The sequence below is a fragment of the Streptosporangium sp. NPDC048886 genome, from assembly GCF_055586905.1.
In genome coordinates this window covers 159,569-179,098 of sequence record NZ_JBVJHH010000004.1, presented here as the reverse complement: position 1 = coordinate 179,098, position 19,530 = coordinate 159,569, and the positions used below count along the sequence as shown (strand labels likewise).

Sequence of the window (19,530 nt, the reverse complement as noted above, 5' to 3'; positions counted from 1 at the left end):
CGGCCGCGCTCACGAGACTGTTCAGGGATAAGGGGGCATACCGATGGCTGACCCGAAGGGTTTCCTCACGCACGGGCGCGAGCTGCCGGCGCGCCGCCCGGTGGACGTGCGCATCCGCGACTGGCGGGAGGTCTACCAGGACTTCCCCCGGCCCGCGCTGACCAAGCAGGCCGCACGCTGCATGGACTGCGGCATCCCGTTCTGCCACAACGGCTGCCCGCTGGGCAACCTCATCCCCGAGTGGAACGACCTGGTCTACCGCGACGACTGGCAGGAGGCCATCGAGCGCCTGCACGCCACCAACAACTTCCCGGAGTTCACCGGCCGCCTGTGCCCGGCTCCGTGCGAGGCGGCGTGCGTGCTCGGCATCAACTCCGACCCGGTCGCGATCAAGCGGGTCGAGGTCGAGATCATCGACCGTGCCTTCGACGAGGGCTGGGTCACCCCCCAGCCGCCGAGTTCGAAGACCGGCAAGCGGGTCGCGGTCGTCGGCTCGGGCCCCGCGGGCCTGGCCGCCGCCCAGCAGCTCACCAGGGCCGGGCACGACGTGGTGGTGTTCGAGCGCGCCGACCGGATCGGCGGCCTGCTCCGCTACGGCATCCCCGAGTTCAAGATGGAGAAGCGGCACATCGACCGCAGGCTCGCGCAGATGCGGGCCGAGGGCACCGAGTTCCGCACCGGCGTCAACGTCGGCGTCGACATCACCGCGGCCCGGCTCCGCGAGGAGTTCGACGCGGTCGTCCTGGCGGGCGGCGCGACCCGGTGGCGCGACCTGGCGGTCGCCGGACGCGACCTGAAGGGCGTCTACCAGGCGATGGAGTATCTCCCCCCGGCCAACAAGGTCCAGGAGGGCGACTACCCGGTCTCGCCGATCAGCGCCGAGGGCAAGCACGTCGTCGTGATCGGCGGTGGTGACACCGGCGCCGACTGCATCGGCACCGCGATCCGGCAGGGGGCCGCCTCGGTCACCCAGCTGGAGATCATGCCCCAGCCTCCGGCCGAGCGCCCGGGCAGCCAGCCGTGGCCCACGTTCCCCATCCTGTTCAAGATGGAGAGCGCCCACGAGGAGCTGGCCGACGGCGGCGGCGACCGGGTCTACGCGGTCTCCACCACCGAGTTCGTCGGCGACGCCGACGGCAACGTCCGGGCGCTGCGCCTGGTCGAGGTCGAGGGTCCGGCGGCCGGTTTCAGGCCGGTCCCCGGCACCGAGCGGGAGATCCCGGCGGAGCTGGTCACGCTGTCGATGGGCTTCGTCGGCCCGGAGAAGGGCGGCCTGCTGGAGGAGCTGGCCGAGCTCGCCTCCGGCGAGTTCTTCGACGCGCGCGGCAACGTCGCGCGGGACAAGGGCTACATGTCCTCGGTGGACGGCGTGTTCGTGGCCGGCGACATGGGCCGCGGCCAGTCGCTGATCGTCTGGGCGATCGCCGAGGGCCGCTCGGCCGCGTCGGCGGCCGACCGCTACCTCACCGGTCAGACGGCCCTTCCGGTGGCGATCCCGCCGACCGCCCGGCCGCTGGTCTGACCGTTCCCCGGTGTTCCCGGTACGGCGGCGCCCGCCGTACCGGGAACACCGCGGGGATCAGTGTGCGAGTTGCTGTGCCGGATATATCCCTGAAATATTATTCATCCTTATCTATGTGAATATGGGGGATATATGAGCCGGTGGAGCGGTCGCCTGACCAGCGCGGTGACGGTGGTGGCCCTGGCCGGCACCCTCACGGCGACCCCCCCGACCGGCGGGGCGTCCGCCGCCACCGGGCAGCTCGGTGACTACCTGGTCTTCTACGCCGACGGCGCCCGGGACCGGGCGGTGGAGGCCGTCAGGGCGGGCGGCGGCACCGCGCTGTCCACCGAGCCCAGGCTCGGCTACGTCGTCGCCCGCGGTCCCGGCGCCCGTTTCGTCGAGAGCCTCGCCGGCAGCGACGCCGTGGCGGGCGTCTCCTCCGACCGCAGGATCGGCTCCGCGACGGCGGCACCCGCCGCCGCCCCCGCCACCCGCGCGAACGCCTCCGACATCCGGGAGGTCGAGCTGTCCTCCGGGGGCGAGCCGCTGGCCGGGCGGCAGTGGGACATGAAGATGATCGGCGCCACCCCCGACGGCTCCTACGCCACCGCGCGCGGCAGCAGGAAAGTGCTCGTGGGCATCATCGACACCGGTATAGACGGCAGGCACCCCGACATCGCGCCGAACTTCAACCGCGCGCTGAGCCGCAACTTCGTGACCGACCGGCCCACCGACTCCAAGGGGGAGACCTTCGACGGGCCCTGCGAGTTCAAGGGATGCAAGGACCCGGCCGACTGGGACGACGACGGCCACGGCACCCACGTCGCCAGCACGGTCGCCTCGCCGATCAACGGCCTGGGCGTCGCCGGCGTCGCCCCCCAGGTCTCCCTGGTCAACCTGCGCGCCGGCCAGGACTCCGGCATGTTCTTCCTCAAACCCAGCATCGACGCGCTCACCTACGCCGCCGACGCGGGCATCGACGTGGTCAACATGAGCTACTACATCGACCCCTGGCTGTTCAACTGCAAGGCCAACCCGGCCGACTCCAAGGCCGAGCAGCTCGAACAGCGCGGGGTCGTCGTCGGCATGCAGCGCGCGCTGGACTACGCCCGCAAGCGCGGCGTCACCCTCATCAGCGCCCTCGGCAACGACCTCATCGACCTCGGCAGGCCCCGCTACGACATGTCCAGCCCCGACTACCCGGCCGACTCCGAGCGCGTCCGCAAGGTCGACAACTCCTGCCTCAGCGTCCCCTCCGAGTCGAAGGGCGTCATCTCGGTGGCGGCGCTCGGCGTCAGCAAGCGCAAGGCCTACTACTCCGACTACGGCGTCGAGCAGACGGACCTGGCCGCCCCCGGCGGCGACGAGTTCGACGGCACCGGCGGGTCCGACGTCACCCGGACCATCCTGGCCGCCGCGCCCGAGAACATGCTCCGCGCCGAGGGCCTGATCAGCCGCGACGGCGCTCCCAAGAACCGCTCGGTGGTCCGCGACTGCCACGACGGCACCTGCGCCTACTACCAGTATCTGGCGGGCACCTCCATGGCCGCCCCGCACGCCACCGGCGTCGCCGCCATCCTCATCAGCCGCTTCGGCAGGCCCGGCAAGGGCGGCCTCAGCATGCCCCCCGCCGAGGTCGAGCGCCTGCTCTACGCCACCGCCACCAAGCACGCCTGTCCCTCGCCGCGCAAGTACGTCTACCGCATCAAGGGCCAGAAGATCCCCCAGACCTGCCAGGGCGCCAAGTCCCGCAACGGCTTCTACGGCCGGGGCATCGTCAACGCCGCCAAGGCCGCCACCGTCACCCGGTGACACCCGCCGGGCGGCGCCCGTCTCGACCACCGTGGCTCTGTCCGCACATCCATGGGCCCGCTCCCGGAGGTCCCCTCGACAACCCCCTCGTCGGCCCATGAAGATCCGATGAACCCCGCAGGCCGATTCGCCGACCATCGGTGACCGGAGGTAGCGTAATGTCACTGAGTTTTTCATCGGTGCTACGGCCAACGTAACAACCAAGTGGTCTGTACCAATTAGGGTGGGACCCGTGACCCGTCGCGCGAAAATCGTCTGCACTCTCGGCCCTGCCACCTCCTCTCCCGAACGCCTCCGCGAGCTCATCGCCGCGGGCATGGACGTGGCCCGTTTCAACCTCAGCCACGGCAGCCACGAGCTGCACAAGGAGGTCTACGACAGGGTGCGGGAGGCCGCCGCCGAGCTCGGCCGTGGCGTAGGCGTGCTGGCCGACCTGCAGGGCCCCAAGATCCGGATGGGCAAGTTCGAGGAGGGCCCGGTCCGCCTCGGCTTCGGTGACGTCTTCACCATCACCACCGAAGAGGTCCCCGGCGACCGCGAGCAGGTCTCCACGACCTACCTCGGCCTGCCCAAGGACGTCCGCCCGGGCGACAGCATCCTCGTCGACGACGGCCGCGTCCACCTGGAGGTGACCAGGGTCGACGGCCAGCGCATCACCACCCGCGTGATTATCGGCGGCATGATCTCCGACAACAAGGGCCTCAACCTGCCCGGCGTCAACGTCAGCGCCCCGGCCCTCACGGACAAGGACGAGACCGACCTGCGCTGGGCCCTGCGCACCGGCTTCGACCTCATCGCGCTCTCCTTCGTCCGCCGTCCCTCCGACGCCGACGTGGTGCGCAACATCATGGAGCAGGAGGCCGTCCGCCTCCCGCTGCTCGCCAAGATCGAGAAGCCGCAGGCCGTGGAGCGGCTGCCCGAGATCATCGAAGCCTTCGACGGCATCATGGTCGCCCGCGGCGACCTCGGCGTCGAGCTGCCCCTCGAAGAGGTGCCGATCGTGCAGAAGCGCGCCATCGAGCTCTGCCGCGAGAAGGCCCGCCCGGTCATCGTCGCCACCCAGATGCTCGACTCGATGATCAGCGCGCCCCGCCCGACCCGCGCCGAGGCCTCCGACGTCGCCTACGCCGTCATGGACGGCGCCGACGCGGTCATGCTCTCCGGCGAGACCTCGGTCGGCAACTACCCCATCGAGGCCGTGCAGACCATGAGCCGCATCGCGACCACGGCGGAGAAGACCTCGCTGCAGGCCACCCACAGCCTCGACCGGCTGCCGGAGACCACCGGCGGCGCCATCGCCCGTGCCGCCGCCGAGGTCGGTGCCATCGTCGGCGCCAAGGCCCTGGTCGCCTTCACCATGTCCGGAGAGACCGCCCGCCGCCTGGCCCGCTACCGCTCGCCGATCCCGCTGCTGGCCTTCACCTCCTCCCCGCACGTCCGCTGCCAGCTCGCGCTGACCTGGGGCGTGGAGACCTTCGAGGTGCCGTTCGTCCACCACACCGACGACATGGTCCGCCAGGTCGAGGCGTCCCTGTTGGCCAACGCGCGCCTGGAGAAGGGCGACAAGGTCGTCATCGTCGCCGGCTCGCCCCCCGGCACGGCCGGCTCCACCAACGCCCTGCGCGTCCACACCATCGGCGCGGCCGTCTCCCACCCCGCCTGACCGCCCCGGCGGCGCCGCCGCGGGGCCCCCGTCGCACCGGGCCCCGGCCGCGGACTCGACACGGTCCCTGTTTCCCGTGATGATTCCGGGGTAATCGGTGCTCCCGGTCCCCATGTGGTCTCCGGGGGCACCGGACCACTCCGGTCCCGGTGGCGGGTCTGCGTCGGCCACCGGGACCGGGGCGCCGCACGCGCCCTGCGGGACTTCAGCCGCGCCGCACGCGCCCTGCGGGACTCAGCCGCGCCGGGCGCCGGCCTCGGCCCCGCCCGGGCCTCGTACGGCCACGGCGGTCTCGCGCTGGTCCACGACGCGCTGACGGTCCCCGGCAGCCGTCCGGGCCTTCGTATGGCCACGGCGGTCCCCAGAGGTCACACGGTGACTCTCAGCCCCGTACGGCGCCGAGGGGCCGCGGGCGGCCCGTGCCGCTAGAGGTGGTCGTAGGCCCACGTCCGCAGCGACAGCGGACGCCCCTTGTCCTCCCCGGCGATCGGCGGCACGTCCGTCAGGCGGTATCCCGCCGCGCGGGCGACCGCCGCGCTCGCGGCGTTGCCCGCCTCGATCTCCAGCAGCAGTTGGACGACGCCCACCGTGTCACGGGCGAAGTCCGTCATCACCCGCACCGCCCGGGAGGCCAGCCCCCGCCTCCGGTGCGCCGCCCCCACGACGTAACCGATCTCCGCGACGTCCAGGTCGGCCCCGGTCAGCATGAGCAGGACCTCGCCCAGCGGCTCGCCGCCGTCGGCCGTGATGGCCAGCTGGACCCGCTGCCCCGCGGCCCGTCTCTCCCGCGCCCGCTTGAGATAGACCCGCGCGGCGTTCAGGTCGAACGGCGAGACCAGCGGCGTCCAGTAGGCCACGTCCGGGTCGTCGAACAGCCCCACCATCGCCGCCAGGTCCCCGTCGTGCCACTCCCGCAGCACCAGGCCGTGTCCGCTCAGCCGGAGCTCGGCGGGGAAGCTCACCGGGATGCCGCCGCGCCCCTCCGCGACGTGGCTCACCGATCACCCATGCCGTCAACTCCCGATCCGTCCGTCCCCGGCAACCTACTCGATCGCTGCCCGCCTCTCCCACATCCCGTCGGATCATCGGGCCCGGATCTCGCCGGCAGGTGGGGGCGCCCGCGCGCGGAGGGTTCCGCCTGCGGATACGGAAAACCGCCCGGCTGCCCGGCCGAGCGGTTGTGATGTGCCCCGAGTGGGATTCGAACCCACACTAGATGGTGTTTGAGACCATTTCCTCTGCCGTTGGGATATCGGGGCGTATTTCCGGACCTGTCTCCAGAACTGACGTGCAGGCTGCGAGCCTACCCAGGACTGGATCAGTGTCGGGCACCGGCGTGGTCCTAATCTAGCGGACATCGGTACTCTCTTGCTCGTGAGTACGCAGCGGCGAGTGGTGATCGCGGAAGACGAGGCGCTGATCCGCCTCGATCTCAAGGAGATGCTGGAAGAGGACGGCTACGCCGTCGTCGGTGAGGCCGGGGACGGGGAGACCGCGGTCAAGCTGGCGCTGGAGACGCGGCCGGATCTGGTGATCCTGGATGTGAAGATGCCCATCCTGGACGGGATCTCGGCCGCCGAGCAGATCGTGTCGCAGCGGATCGCGCCGTGCCTGATCCTGACCGCCTTCTCGCAGCGGGATCTGGTGGAGCGGGCCCGGGACGCCGGCGCGATGGCGTATCTGGTGAAGCCGTTCACCAAGTCGGATCTGGTGCCGGCGATCGAGATGGCGGTCAGCAGGCACGAGGAGATCGCGGCGCTGGAGCGGGAGGTGGGCACGCTCTCCGAGCGGCTGGAGACCCGCAAGCTGGTGGAGCGGGCCAAGGGGCGGCTCATGGAGCAGCACGGGTGGAGCGAGCCGCAGGCGTTCCGGTGGATCCAGAAGGCGTCGATGGACCGCCGGTTGAGCATGCGTCAGGTGGCGCAGATCGTGGTCGACGGGACGCCTGGTCCGGCTGAGGGGGAGGGTGCCTGAGGGACCTGTCCCGCCGGCGTCTCGCCGCGCCGTACGGGGAGGATCTTCCCGTCGATAAGCCCGCGCATTCCCGTGAGTCAAGGGGGTGCGTGGGCTTTCGCGTACCCGGAGTGATCATCTGCGGGCGGTAGTCAGGCGGTGACCATGGCTTTTGTCGGTGATAGCCGAAAAGAATCGGTGTTGTAACGAAGTGGTAACGGGGGCCCCTCCTGTATCGACCCGTGACATGCGCTGGCTGTACTAACCGACACGACCCCCTGGCCACTCCGTCAGGGGAGGGGCATCTGTGAACCCGGTCCTGATACGGGACCGGGCGAAAGGAAGGCAACCTTGCGGCCTAAGACTGCTCGCCTCGGTGGAGTGCTCGCTGCCGGTGTGGCGCTCACCCTCGGTCTCGCTGCCTGTGGTGACGGCGGCACGGAGGCCAAGCCGGCGGACGGCGGCTCCAACGCTGCCGCTCCCAGCACCGTCAAGATCGGCTTCATGGGCGACCTGACCGGTCCCAACGCCGGCATTGTCATTCCGCCCAGGAACGGTGCGAAGCTCGTCATCGACGAGTACAACAAGACCAACCCGGCCGTGAAGATCGAGCTGGTCGAGTACGACAGCCAGGGCGACGCCTCCAAGGCCGTCGCGCTGGCCCAGCAGGCCATCAAGACCGACAAGATCGTCGGCCTGATCGGCCCGGCGTTCTCGGGTGAGTCGGCCCAGGTGGGCCCGGTGCTGGAGGAGGCGGAGATCCCCAGCATCACCGCCTCGGCGACCAACACCAAGCTCGCCGAGAACGGCTGGAAGTTCTGGCACCGGGTCCTGCCGAACGACGGCGTCCAGGGCCCCGGCATCGCGGACTTCATCTCCGGCGCCGCCGCGGCCAAGAACGTCTTCGTGATCGACGACAAGTCGGAGTACGGCAAGCCCCTGGCCGACGCGGTCCGCACCCAGCTCGGCACCAAGGGCGTGAAGGTCACCAACGACTCGCTCGACCCGGCTGAGAGCGACTACTCCTCGGTGGTCAACAAGGTCGCGGCGGCCAAGCCGGACGCGCTCTTCTTCGGCGGCTACTACGCCGCGGGCGGCAACCTGCTCAAGCAGCTCCGTGACAAGGGCGTGAAGGACGCGAAGTTCTTCTCCGGCGACGGCTCGCTGGACAAGGGCCTGATCGACGGCGCCGGCGCCCCGAACGCCGAGGGCGCCCTCGTCGGCTGCCCGTGCTACATCGCCACGCCGGACGTCACCGACGCCAAGGTGAAGGGCTTCGCCGACTCCTACAAGGCCGCCTTCAGCGCCGAGCCGGCGATCTACGCCGCCGAGGGCTTCGACGCGGCGACGGTCTTCGTCGAGGCGGTCAAGGCCGGCAACACCACCACCGACAAGATCAACACCTTCATCGGGACCGTTGACCTGGCCGGTGTCTCCAAGCAGGTCAAATTCGCGGCCAACGGCGAGGTCGAGGCCAAGGACATCTACATGTACCAGGTCAAGGACGGCGCCATCACGCTGCTGGGCAAGGCCTCCGAGGCCAAGCTGGGCTAGTCGAGACCTCGAGAACAGTAGGTAGTTGACGCGCGGGAGCGGGAACGCCGCGATGGGTTCCCGCTCCCGGCGTGCTTCCAGAGAGTCCACGAGGCACTGCTGGGAGCGGTGTGCTACCGGCAGTGCAGGCGACCCCCGCTAGAAGTGGTAACCCCTAGTGCTCAATGACTTCATCAATCAGTTCTGGCCGGCCACCATCGACGGCCTGGCCTTCGGCTCGATTTACGCTCTGATCGCACTCGGCTACACCATGGTGTACGGCGTGCTGCGGCTGATCAACTTTGCGCACTCCGAAGTGTTCATGATCGGAACCTTCGGTGCGATGTTCGTTCCCTTCGTGCTCGGCATCAACTCGGCGCTCACGGGCCTCGCCCTGGTGGGCGTGATCGTGGCGATGATCCTGGCCGGCATGCTCGCCTCCGCGGGCACCGCGATCGCGCTCGAGCAGATCGCCTACCGGCCGCTGCGCAAGCGCGGGGCGTCCCGGCTGGCGGCCCTGATCTCCGCGATCGGCGCCTCGATCTTCCTGCAGGAGCTGTTCGCCCTGCTGGTGATCCCCGAGGTCTTCAACCGTCCGCAGCAGGGCCGCATCCAGATGGGTCTGCCCCGGCTGATGGAGCGGACCGAGCTCTTCTCGATCTTCGGCCACTCGGTCCGCGTCGACCAGGTGCTGGTGATCGTGGCCGCGGTCGGCATGATGATCGCGCTCGACAGGCTGGTGAACCGCACGAAGATCGGCCGTGGTATCCGCGCCACCGCGCAGGATCCCGAGGCGGCCGTCCTGATGGGCGTCGACATCAACAAGATCGTCCGGATGACGTTCCTGATCGGCGGCGGCATGGCCGGCGTGGCCGGCGCGCTCTACCTGATCTCGTACGAGAACACGAACTACTACATCGGATTCCTGTTCGGCATCAAGGCGTTCACCGCGGCGGTCCTGGGCGGCATCGGCAACCTGCGCGGTGCCCTGGTCGGCGGAGTCGCGCTCGGTCTGGTGGAGAACTACGGAGCCATCTTCTTCGGCTCCGACTGGAAACACGTGATCTCCTTCAGCATCCTCGTCTTGGTCCTGATGTTCCGCCCCACCGGAATTCTCGGTGAATCACTCCAGCAGGCGCGCGCATGAAGCAGAACAGTTCCCTGGAAGCCTTCCGTCATAAGACCGGCCAGTACGGCGACGCCGTGCACGACCGCTGGCTGAACACGCCGGGCTGGCAGCGATGGATCGTGTACGTGGCTCTGATCATCGGAGCCCTGCTGCTGCCGTCGGAGTCCATCGGCAGCTTCATGTCGCCCTACACCGACTGGGCGAGCATCCTGTTCTTCCCGATCGGCACCTACGTGGTCCTGGCCATCGGCCTGAACGTGGTCGTCGGCCAGGCGGGCCTGCTCGACCTTGGCTTCGTCGCGTTCTACGCGGTGGGCGGCTACGCGATGGCGTTGATCGGCACCAGGATGGGCTGGAACTTCTGGCTGATCCTGGTGGTGGGCATCCTGATCTGCGCCCTGTCCGGCATCACCCTGGGCGGTCCGACGCTGCGACTGCGCGGCGACTACCTGGCGATCGTGACGCTGGGCTTCGGTGAGATCATCCGGATCACCGCGCGGAACACCGACGAGATCGGCGGCCCGAACGGCATCCGCGGCATCCCGCACCCGCCGAGCATCGACGAGCTGAACCTCTTCGGCGTCGACCTCTACGAGCTCCTCGGGGTGAAGTTCCTCAAGTACGGCGTGCTGGACCCGCGGCCCTACTACTACCTGCTGGTCGCGCTGGCCGTCATCGTGATCATCCTGGTCAAGCGCTGGGAGAAGAGCCGGGTCGGGCGTGCCTGGGCGGCGATCCGCGAGGACGAGGACGCGGCCGAGGTCATGGGCGTGCCGACGTTCCGCTTCAAGATGCTGGCCTTCGCCATCGGCGCCTCCATCGGCGGCGCGATGGGCGTGCTGTGGGCCTCCAAGGTCATCTCGCTCAACCCGAACGACTTCCAGTTCCTGCTGTCGGCGACGATCCTGGCCGCGGTGGTCATGGGCGGCGCGGGCAACCTGCCGGGCGTCATGCTGGGCGCGTTCGTGGTGGCGTGGCTGCCGGAGCGCTTCCGCGGCCTGCAGGAATACCGCATGCTGATCTTCGGTGCGGTGCTCGTCGCACTGATGATCTTCCGTCCCGAGGGGCTGCTGCCGTCGCGTCAACGCAAGGCGGAGCTGAAAGAGGGATCGGGCGGAATGGGGACGCTCGCGGCCGAGGTGCCCGGGCCGGAGTCGCGTGGTGAGGAGGTGGCCTCCAAGTGAGCGCCGAGGTGAACGCAGGGACTGCCCAGGAGCGCAGTGCCCGCGCGATGCTGGAGATGCAGGGCGTCGTGATGCGCTTCGGCGGCGTCACGGCGCTGAAAGAGGTCAACCTGACCATCAACGAGGGTGAGATCTTCGCCCTCATCGGCCCGAACGGCGCGGGCAAGACCACGATCTTCAACGTGATCACCGGCGTCTACCAGCCGACGGAGGGGCAGGTCCGCTTCGAGGGCGAGAAGATCAGCGGCGTCAAGCGCTTCAAGATCACCAAGCGTGGCGTCGCCCGCACGTTCCAGAACATCCGGCTGTTCCACAACATGACGGCCATCGAGAACATCATGGTGGGCGCGGACACGCACCACCGCTCGGGCATGGTGAGCGTGGCCCTGGGGCTTCCCTGGCACCGCCAGGCCGAGCGCGACGGCCGTGCGCTGGCGATGGAGCTGCTCGACTTCGTCGGCATCTCCCACCGCGCCAACGACCACGCCAAGAACCTGCCCTACGGCGACCAGCGCCGGCTGGAGATCGCCCGCGCGCTGGCGACCAAGCCGAAGCTGCTGCTGCTGGACGAGCCGGCCGCCGGTATGAACCCGGCGGAGAAGGTGGCGCTGCAGCAGTTGATCCGGGACATCCGCGACGCCGGCCGGACGATTCTGATCATCGAGCACGACATGAGCCTCATCATGGGCATCAGTGACCGCATCGCGGTGCTGGACTTCGGCCAGAAGATCGCCGACGGCCTGCCGGATGAGGTGCGGAACGACCCCCGGGTCGTCGAGGCGTATTTGGGGGCTTCCACAGATGCTTCTTGAGATCAAGGACATCCACGTCCACTACGGCAAGATCGCGGCGATCAAGGGCATCTCGGTCGAGGTGAACGAGGGTGAGATCGTCACTCTCATCGGGGCGAACGGTGCGGGCAAGACCACGACCCTGAAGACGATCTCGGGTCTGCGCGGCCTGTCGTCGGGGAGCATCGCCTTCGACGGCAAGGACATCAGCAAGATGCCCGGCCACAAGCGGGTCATGGCGGGGCTGGGGCAGGCTCCTGAGGGCCGGGGAGTCTTCCCCGGCATGACGGTGCACGACAACCTGCTCATGGGCGCATACTCGCGCTCAGGGGATTTCGCCGCCGACCTGGCGGAGGTCTACGAGCTGTTCCCGCGGCTGGCCGAGCGCCGGACGCAGATGGGCGGCACGATGTCAGGCGGTGAGCAGCAGATGCTGGCCATCGGCCGGGCGCTGATGGCCAAGCCGAAGGTGCTGCTGCTGGACGAGCCGTCGATGGGCCTGGCGCCGCTGATGGTGCAGCAGATCTTCTCCATCATCGAGGAGATCAACCGCCGGGGCACCACGGTGCTGCTGGTGGAGCAGAACGCCCAGCAGGCGCTGAAGCTCGCCCACCGGGCCTACGTGCTGGAGACCGGCAAGGTGGTCAAGAGCGCGCCCGCCGCGGAGCTGCTCGACGACCCCGACGTGCAGGCCGCCTACCTCGGTGGCGGCCTCGGGCACTGACGGGCCGCCGGAGCGGCCGTGAGCCGTACGGTGTGACACCCGCCCGGTCCCGTCCCGCCCCCGTGCCTGCGCCGGGGCGGGACGGGACCGGCGCGCCCGCCGGCGGGCGCGCCGTACGGCGCGGTACTCCCGGGCCCGTCCCGCGCACGGAGCGGGGCGGGCCCGCCCTTTCCCGGGCGGAGGCTGCCCGCTTCAGGCCAGGGGCACCTTGACGCCGTCGGTGGTCCCGCCGACGCCGAGCGGCGGGTCGCCGAACAGCTGGACCGCGGCGACCTTGGCCTCCTTGGGGATGTCGAACCACAGGTCCAGCTCGATCCTGACCTCGGCCCCGAGGGGGAGGGTGTCGGGCTGGCGCTTGATGGCCTGGGCGAACCTGTCGATGCCGAAGGTCCTGCCGTCGGTGGTGATGAGCTTCTGCCGCTTGGCGTCGAAGCGGGAGTTGGCGCGGCCGGGGTTCTCCACGACGATCCGCACGACCACGAACTGGCCCTTGGCCTGCCATTCGGCGTGGGTGCCGAAGAAGCCGCTCATGCCGGTCTGCAGGCCGATCACCTGGAAGCGGCCGTCGCCGTCGGTCACGGGCGCGGCGCGGACCGGGCGCTCGCCGGGCCGGACCGGGCGCGGGGCGAGCTCGTAGGAGGGGGTGGGCGTGGCGGGGGCGGCCGCCGGCCGCGGCGGAGCCGGCCCGGTGCAACCGGTCAGGAGGGCGCCTGCCAGGGCGGCGCCGGTGAGCCGCATCAGGGGGTTGCGCACACCGGGCAACGTAACCGAGTCGGGTCCCGGAGATCAATGCATCGGCGGCGACGGGAAAGCGCCTGCCGGGACGGCCGCGGCGCCACCGGCCCGCGTGGGTGAAATGAGAACATTTCTTAGCTTTGCCGGCTTTATGGAGATTGTCGGTCCGGCCGCGGGATCGCCGTCCTGTACGCGGGAGTCCGTCCCCGCGGGGAGGACCTCGTTTCCCGGGTTGGTGCGGTGAAACATGCCTGAAGTGCAGATATAGGCTATTTTCATGTTCCGTGGACTCGATCCGACAGGTCCGAGGCCACGACGGTCGGCTCAAAGGGGAGTCGTTGACCATTCGATGAACGGGCGCGTCACGATCAACGCCGCGAACAGGGTATTGATCAGACGACTCCGAGTGTGGTTGTTGTCCGAATTGTGTCGCATCGGTGATCTGCATGGCCATGCAGGTGGGGCAGCATCACCAGCACTGAGGTAGCTGTTCGAGATGCGACATTGACCGTAAGGAGGCCTTCGTGGGCCTGAGTTTTGTTTCCCGCCGTGCGCTCGCGGTGGGCGCGATGGTCGTCGCCGGTGCGCTCGGCCTGTCCGCCTGCGGCGGTGGCGAGACCACCGGCGCGAGCACGAGTGACGGTGCCTCGTCCAGTGCCCCCGCCGCCGCGGGTGGTCCCAAGCTGGTCACCCCCGGCAAGCTGACCACCTGCACCAACCTCCCGTACGAGCCCTTCCAGTTCAAGGAGGGCAACAAGGTCGTCGGCTTCGACGTCGACATCGTCGACCTGGCGGCCAAGAAGCTCGGTCTGACGCAGGAGATCGTCGACATCGACTTCGCCGTCATCAAGAGCGGTGCGGCGATGGCCGCCGGCAAGTGCGACGTGGCCGCCGCGGGCATGACCATCACCCCGGAGCGTCAGGCGAACATCGACTTCTCCGTGCCCTACTTCGACGCCACCCAGGCGCTGCTGGCCAAGAAGGGCCTGGGCGTCAAGACGTTGGAGGAGATCAAGGCCAAGAACCTCAAGCTGGGCGCCCAGGCCTCGACCACGGGCCTCGACTACGTCAAGAAGCAGGGGCTCGACCCCAAGGAGTTCGCCGACTCTCCCAAGGAGCTGCTGGGCCTGCAGTCCGGCCAGGTCGACGTGATCGTCCAGGACCTTCCCGTCGTCCTGACCTGGCTGAAGAAGCCGGAGATCGCCGACAAGTTCGAGCTGGTCGCCAGCCTCGACACCGGTGAGCAGTACGGCATCGGCCTGAAGAAGGGCGCCGACCCGGTCCTGCTCAAGACCATCAACGACACCATCGCCGCGGCCAAGTCGGACGGGACCTACGACGAGATCTTCGTGAAGTGGTTCGGCAAGAAGCCCGGCGAGCTCGGCTGATCCATGACCGACCAGTCAACGACGGCTGAGCCGTCCGGTCCGGCCGGGGCTCCCCCCGGCCGGACCGGGCTCAGCCCCCGTAAGAAGCAGCAGATCAGCCGGATCGTCCAGTACGTCGTGCTGGCGGCCGTCGTGGTCTTCCTCGCCCTGCGCATCGAGTGGGTCAAGCTCGGCGAGAACTTCGCCAAGCCCGAGGTGGCGGAGCAGACGCTGCCGGACGTGTTCACGGTCGCGCTGAAGAACACGATCATCTACTCGGTGGGCGGCTTCGCCTTCGCCTTCCTGCTCGGCCTGCTGTTCGCGCTGATGCGGATGTCGTCGGTGCGGCCCTACCGGTGGATCGCGATCGCCTACATCGAGATCTTCCGGGGCCTGCCCGCGCTGCTGATCTTCTTGTTCATCCTGTTCCTGCCGCTGGCCCTGCCGGGCTTCGAGGTGCCCGGCGGCACCTACGGACAGGGCATCCTGGGCCTGACGATCGTCGGCTCCGCCTACATGGCCGAGACGCTCCGCGCGGGACTGCAGGCGGTGCCCAAGGGGCAGATGGAGGCGGCGCGCTCGCTGGGCATGTCGCACGCGCGCTCCATGGTCACCATCGTCATCCCGCAGGCCGTGCGCATCGTCATCCCGCCGACGACCAACCAGTTCGTGTCCCTGCTCAAGGACTCCTCGCTGGTGCTGTTCCTCGGCGTCTCCGGCGAGTACGTCGAGCTGACGAAGTTCGGCAACGACATGGCCTCGACCCACGCCAACGCCACGCCGATCCTGGTCGTCGGCGTGACGTATCTTCTGGTCACCATCCCGCTGGGCTACCTCGCGTCCCGGCTGGAGAAGCGTCAGGCGAAGGGACGGTGACTCCGGTGAACCACGCGGTCGAGATCCGTGATCTGCACAAATACTTCGGCAAGCTGGAGGTGCTCAGGGGGATCGACTTCGCCGTCGACCCCGGCCAGGTGGTCTGCGTCATCGGCCCCTCGGGGTCGGGCAAGTCCACTCTGCTGCGCTGCGTGAACCTGCTGGAGCAGCCCACCTCGGGCAAGGTGGTCCTGGAGGGCGTCGAGCTGACCGACCCCGACGTCGACCTCGACGCGGCCCGCCGCCGGGTCGGCATGGTCTTCCAGCAGTTCAACCTGTTCCCGCACATGACCGCGCTGCAGAACGTGATGATCGCTCAGCGGCGGGTGCTGAAGCGGGGCAGGGCGGAGGCCGAGAAGGTCGCCAGGGAGAACCTGGAGAAGGTCGGCATCGCCGCCAAGTGCGACGCCTACCCGGCCCAGCTCTCCGGAGGCCAGCAGCAGCGCGTGGCCATCGCCAGGGCACTGGCGATGAACCCGGCGCTGATGCTCTTCGACGAGCCCACCTCGGCGCTCGACCCGGAGCTGGTCGGCGACGTGCTCACGGTCATGCGCAAGCTGGCCGAGGAGGGGATGACCATGCTCGTGGTCACCCACGAGATGGCCTTCGCCCGGGACGTGGCCGACCGGGTGGTCTTCATGGACGGCGGCGTGATCGTGGAGGACGGCCCGGCCGCCCAGGTGATCGGCGAGCCCCGGCACGAGCGCACCAAGACCTTCCTGCGCCGCGTGCTCGACCCCACGCACACCGACGTCTGACAGCCGGTTCCGGCACGGCCCGCGCCCAGGTGGCGCGGGCCGTGCCGTGCCGGCCGGGCGGTGCGAGCCCGGGGGAGCCTTTGGCACCGTACAGAGCTTCCCCGACCCTGTACGTTTTCTACTCGGCCTCCCCACGGGCATCACTGTCACCCACGGTAGCGACTCATGTGGCAAGAGTGCAAAAAGGGGAGGTCTGATACGGGCGAATACTTGTGGGATCAGATGTCACGCAGCATGCAGGTGAGGCGTGAGGTGCACACCCGGCGCCCCTGGTCGTCGGTGATCTCGATCTCATAGGTGGCGAGCGTCCGGCCCCCGTGGATCCGGGTGGCCACGCCCGTGACGTGCCCGGAGGTGGCCGAGCGGTGGTGGGTGGCGTTGATCTCCACGCCCACGCCCACCCGTCCGGGGCCCGCGTGCAGGGTCGCGCCGGTCGAGCCGAGGGTCTCGGCGAGCACGCACGAGGCACCGCCGTGCAGCAGGCCGTACGGCTGGATGTTGCCCTCCACGGGCATCCGGCCGACCACGCGCTCGGGGGTGGCCTCGGTGATCTCGATCCCCATCCGGTCCACGAGCGTGTTCTTGTAGGAGGCGCCGAGCCCCTCTTCCACGCGGCGGGTCACTTCTTCGAGGTCTGGCAAGGTCAAGGGGATGCCTCCTGTCATGCGCGGCCAGGTTTTCTGTCGCCCCGGCAGACTAGGCTTCCGGTGTGCCGAAGAGCGAAGCGACCCCCAATCGTCCGTGTCTCCTGCTGCTGGACGGGCATTCACTGGCCTACCGCGCCTTCTATGCCCTGCCCGAGGAGAATTTCTCCACGACGACGGGGCAGACGACAAACGCGGTCTACGGGTTCACGTCGATGCTGGTCAACGTGCTCCGCGACGAGCAGCCCACGCACGTGGCGGTCTGCTTCGACCGGTCGGAGCCGACGTTCCGGCACGAGGAGTACGCCGAATACAAGGCCAACCGGAGTGCGAGCCCCGACAGTTTCCGCAGCCAGATGAGCCTGATCCACGAGATGCTCGACGCGTTGCGCGTCCCGCACCTGTCGCTGGCGGGCTACGAGGCCGACGACCTGATCGCCACGCTCGCCACCCAGGCCGCCGGGCAGGGCATGAACGTGCTGGTCGTCACCGGCGACCGTGACGCGCTGCAGCTGGTCGACGACCACGTCACCGTGCTGATGACCCGGGTCGGGATCAGCAACATGACCCGCTTCACCCCCGCGGCGGTGCAGGAGAAATACGAGCTCACCCCGGTCCAATACCCCGACTTCGCGGCGATCCGGGGCGACTCCAGCGACAACCTGAAGAGCATCCCCGGCGTGGGCGAGAAGACCGCGGCCAAGTGGATCCGCGAGTTCGGCTCGCTGGAGGAGCTGGTCAACCGGATCGACGAGGTCAAGGGCAAGGTCGGCGACAAGCTCCGCGACCACCTCGACCAGGTGCTGATGAACCGCCGTCTCACCCAGCTCATGCGCGAGGTCCCGCTGGAGCGCGAGGTCTCCGGCCTGACGGTCGGCCGGGGAGACCGCGAGGAGATCAACAAGATCCTCGACACGCTGGAGTTCCGCGGCGAGCTGCGCGACCGGCTGTTCAAGACGCTCCTGCCGGCGGAGTCCGAGGCCGAGGAGGGCTTCGAGGTCGAGACCGTCGTGCTCGGCCCCGGCCAGGTGGCCGGATGGCTGCGGGAGCTGCCCGAGGGCCGGGCCGGGCTCGCCTTCAAGGGCGCCTACGGCAGCGGCACCGGCCGCATCGACAGCATCGCGATCGCCGCGCCCGACGGCCCCGCCGCGGCCCGCGGACGCGGCGCCGCGTTCATCGACCCCACCACGCTGACCGAGGACGACGAGGCGGCCCTGCGCGGATGGCTCGGCGACGCCTCCAGGTCCAAGGCCGTGCACGACGCCAAGGGCCCCATGCTGGCGCTGTGGGCCCAGGGGCTGGAGCTGCGCGGCCTGACCTGTGACACGGCGCTGGCGGCCTACCTGGCGATGCCGGGGCAGCGGGCCTTCCCGCTGGAGGACCTCGTGCGCGCCTACCTCCAACGGGAGCTGCGCGGCGAGAGCGACAGCGGCGGCCAGACCAGCCTCTTCGAGGAGGAGGACGACAGCGCGGCCCTGGAGCTGGGCCTGCGGGCGCTGGCCGTCCGGGAGCTCGCCGACGCCCTGGAGGCGTTCCTGGAGCCGCGTGGCGGCACCAGCCTGATGCGCGAGGTGGAGCTGCCGCTGGTGTCCGTGCTGGCCGAGGTGGAGCGGGCCGGGATCGCCGCCGACCGGGACCACTTCGGCAAGCTGGAGGCCGAGTTCGGCGCCGCGGTGAAGCAGGCCGTCGAGGCGGCCCACGCGGCCGTCGGGGAGCAGTTCAACCTGGGCTCGCCCAAGCAGCTCCAGGAGATCCTGTTCACCAGGCTCAACCTGCCCAAGACCAAGAAGACCAAGACCGGCTACACCACCGACGCCGACGCGCTGGCCTGGCTGGCCACCCAGACCGACCACGAGCTGCCGACCATCATGCTCAGGCACCGCGACCAGGCCAAGCTGAAGGTCACGGTCGAGGGCCTGATCAAGGAGATCGCCGACGACGGGCGCATCCACACCACCTACAACCAGATCGTGGCGGCCACCGGACGGCTCAGCTCGGAGAAGCCCAACCTGCAGAACATCCCGGTCCGCACCGTCGAGGGCCGCCGGATCCGGCAGGGCTTCGTGGTCGGGCCGGGCTACGAGACCCTGCTGACGGCCGACTACAGCCAGATCGAGCTGCGGATCATGGCGCACCTGTCGGGCGACGAGTCGCTGATCGCCTCCTTCGAGTCCGGCCACGACTTCCACAAGGCCACCGCCGCCCGGGTCTTCGACATCGCCCCGGACCAGGTGACGGGGGAGATGCGGGCCAAGATCAAGGCGATGAACTACGGCCTCGCCTACGGCCTGTCGGACTTCGGGCTGGGCGCGCAGCTCAACATCCCGGTGTCGGAGGCCAGGGCGCTGAAGGAGGAATACTTCGAGGAGTTCGGCGGCATCCGCGACTTCCTCAACGCGATCGTCGCGCAGGCCAGGCACGACGGCTACACCGAGACCATCATGGGCCGCCGCCGCTACCTGCCCGACCTCAACAGCGACAACCGCCAGCGCCGCGAGATGGCCGAGCGGATGGCGCTCAACGCGCCGATCCAGGGCTCGGCGGCCGACATCATCAAGGTCGCCATGCTCAACGTGCAGAGCGCCCTCAAGGAGGCCGCCCTCACCTCCCGGATGCTGCTCCAGGTCCACGACGAACTCGTGTTCGAGGTGGCGCCGGGAGAGCTGGAGACCCTGCGCGAGCTGGTCACCGAGCGGATGAACGCCGCCTACTCCCTGCGGGTCCCGCTGGAGGTCTCGGTGGGCGTCGGCCACACCTGGGAGGATGCCGCCCACTGATCGATTGGTCCGGCCTGTCCGAGTCTGTTCTAGGGTTGGTGATTCAGCCGACACCTCGACGGGCACGGGAGTTTTGTGCG

16 protein-coding genes and 1 tRNA gene are annotated in these 19,530 nt (G+C 69.2%); 13 read left to right on the top strand and 4 right to left on the bottom strand.

Going from position 1 to position 19,530, the window contains the following annotated elements:
• The first annotated feature begins 43 nt into the window (after window positions 1–43).
• The 3 genes from ACZ6R6_RS06545 (at window position 44) to pyk (ending at window position 4,979) form a co-directional block, all read left to right on the top strand.
• Window positions 44–1,522, top strand: a complete 1,479-nt coding sequence (locus ACZ6R6_RS06545; protein WP_470090720.1) for a glutamate synthase subunit beta — start codon at window positions 44–46, stop codon at window positions 1,520–1,522.
• A 132-nt stretch (window positions 1,523–1,654) separates the two neighbouring features.
• The gene (locus ACZ6R6_RS06540; RefSeq protein WP_470090718.1) at window positions 1,655–3,316 is read left to right on the top strand and encodes a S8 family peptidase; all 1,662 of its coding nucleotides are present in this window, start codon (window positions 1,655–1,657) and stop codon (window positions 3,314–3,316) included.
• Between the two features lie 232 nt (window positions 3,317–3,548).
• Window positions 3,549–4,979 (top strand): pyruvate kinase, encoded by a 1,431-nt coding sequence (gene pyk / locus ACZ6R6_RS06535; protein WP_470090717.1) that lies wholly within the window; start codon window positions 3,549–3,551, stop codon window positions 4,977–4,979.
• A gap of 425 nt (window positions 4,980–5,404) precedes the next feature.
• On the opposite strand, the gene ACZ6R6_RS06530 is transcribed toward pyk, so the two are convergent.
• Together ACZ6R6_RS06530 and ACZ6R6_RS06525 are read right to left on the bottom strand one after the other, a co-directional pair.
• On the bottom strand, window positions 5,405–5,977 hold the full coding sequence (locus ACZ6R6_RS06530; protein ID WP_470090715.1) for a GNAT family N-acetyltransferase: 573 nt from the start codon (window positions 5,975–5,977) through the stop codon (window positions 5,405–5,407).
• Between the two features lie 188 nt (window positions 5,978–6,165).
• Window positions 6,166–6,238, bottom strand: a tRNA-Leu gene (locus tag ACZ6R6_RS06525).
• A 115-nt stretch (window positions 6,239–6,353) separates the two neighbouring features.
• Between ACZ6R6_RS06525 and ACZ6R6_RS06520 the strand changes: the two genes are divergently transcribed.
• From ACZ6R6_RS06520 to ACZ6R6_RS06495, 6 genes are all read left to right on the top strand, one after another.
• A complete protein-coding gene (locus ACZ6R6_RS06520) occupies window positions 6,354–6,953 on the top strand; it encodes an ANTAR domain-containing response regulator (protein WP_306857891.1) in 600 nt (199 codons plus the stop codon).
• Between the two features lie 360 nt (window positions 6,954–7,313).
• Entirely contained in the window at window positions 7,314–8,486 is a 1,173-nt protein-coding gene (locus ACZ6R6_RS06515; RefSeq protein ID WP_470090713.1) for a branched-chain amino acid ABC transporter substrate-binding protein, read from the top strand.
• Between the two features lie 157 nt (window positions 8,487–8,643).
• Window positions 8,644–9,612 carry a branched-chain amino acid ABC transporter permease gene (locus ACZ6R6_RS06510; protein ID WP_470090711.1) on the top strand — a complete coding sequence of 323 codons (969 nt, stop codon included), beginning with the start codon at window positions 8,644–8,646 and terminating at the stop codon, window positions 9,610–9,612.
• Window positions 9,609–10,778 carry a branched-chain amino acid ABC transporter permease gene (locus tag ACZ6R6_RS06505; RefSeq protein WP_470090709.1) on the top strand — a complete coding sequence of 390 codons (1,170 nt, stop codon included), beginning with the start codon at window positions 9,609–9,611 and terminating at the stop codon, window positions 10,776–10,778. The genes ACZ6R6_RS06510 and ACZ6R6_RS06505 overlap by 4 nt, the downstream gene beginning before the upstream one ends.
• A gap of 8 nt (window positions 10,779–10,786) precedes the next feature.
• Window positions 10,787–11,590, top strand: coding sequence for an ABC transporter ATP-binding protein (locus tag ACZ6R6_RS06500; protein WP_470090707.1), 804 nt, complete (start codon window positions 10,787–10,789; stop codon window positions 11,588–11,590).
• Window positions 11,580–12,293 (top strand): ABC transporter ATP-binding protein, encoded by a 714-nt coding sequence (locus ACZ6R6_RS06495; protein ID WP_470090705.1) that lies wholly within the window; start codon window positions 11,580–11,582, stop codon window positions 12,291–12,293. Before ACZ6R6_RS06500 ends, ACZ6R6_RS06495 begins: the two co-directional genes overlap by 11 nt.
• A gap of 192 nt (window positions 12,294–12,485) precedes the next feature.
• Here the strand turns inward: ACZ6R6_RS06495 and ACZ6R6_RS06490 are convergent, their stop codons facing one another.
• Complete coding sequence (locus ACZ6R6_RS06490; RefSeq protein WP_470090703.1) at window positions 12,486–13,046, bottom strand: DUF4352 domain-containing protein; 561 nt, start codon at window positions 13,044–13,046, stop codon at window positions 12,486–12,488.
• Between the two features lie 506 nt (window positions 13,047–13,552).
• Here ACZ6R6_RS06490 and ACZ6R6_RS06485 point away from each other — a divergent pair.
• From ACZ6R6_RS06485 to ACZ6R6_RS06475, 3 genes are read left to right on the top strand one after another with little or no spacing between them, the layout of a single operon-like run.
• Window positions 13,553–14,416 carry an ABC transporter substrate-binding protein gene (locus ACZ6R6_RS06485; protein WP_470090701.1) on the top strand — a complete coding sequence of 288 codons (864 nt, stop codon included), beginning with the start codon at window positions 13,553–13,555 and terminating at the stop codon, window positions 14,414–14,416.
• 3 nt (window positions 14,417–14,419) lie between these two features.
• Window positions 14,420–15,271: an amino acid ABC transporter permease gene (locus ACZ6R6_RS06480; protein ID WP_470090699.1), complete on the top strand. Its 852-nt coding sequence runs from the start codon at window positions 14,420–14,422 to the stop codon at window positions 15,269–15,271.
• A gap of 5 nt (window positions 15,272–15,276) precedes the next feature.
• Window positions 15,277–16,029 (top strand): amino acid ABC transporter ATP-binding protein, encoded by a 753-nt coding sequence (locus ACZ6R6_RS06475; protein ID WP_442480305.1) that lies wholly within the window; start codon window positions 15,277–15,279, stop codon window positions 16,027–16,029.
• Window positions 16,030–16,247: 218 nt separating this feature from the next.
• On the opposite strand, the gene ACZ6R6_RS06470 is transcribed toward ACZ6R6_RS06475, so the two are convergent.
• Window positions 16,248–16,592: a PaaI family thioesterase gene (locus ACZ6R6_RS06470; RefSeq protein WP_470090884.1), complete on the bottom strand. Its 345-nt coding sequence runs from the start codon at window positions 16,590–16,592 to the stop codon at window positions 16,248–16,250.
• 146 nt (window positions 16,593–16,738) lie between these two features.
• Between ACZ6R6_RS06470 and polA the strand changes: the two genes are divergently transcribed.
• Complete coding sequence (gene polA, locus ACZ6R6_RS06465) at window positions 16,739–19,450, top strand: DNA polymerase I (RefSeq protein ID WP_470090697.1); 2,712 nt, start codon at window positions 16,739–16,741, stop codon at window positions 19,448–19,450.
• The last annotated feature ends 80 nt before the right edge of the window (window positions 19,451–19,530 follow it).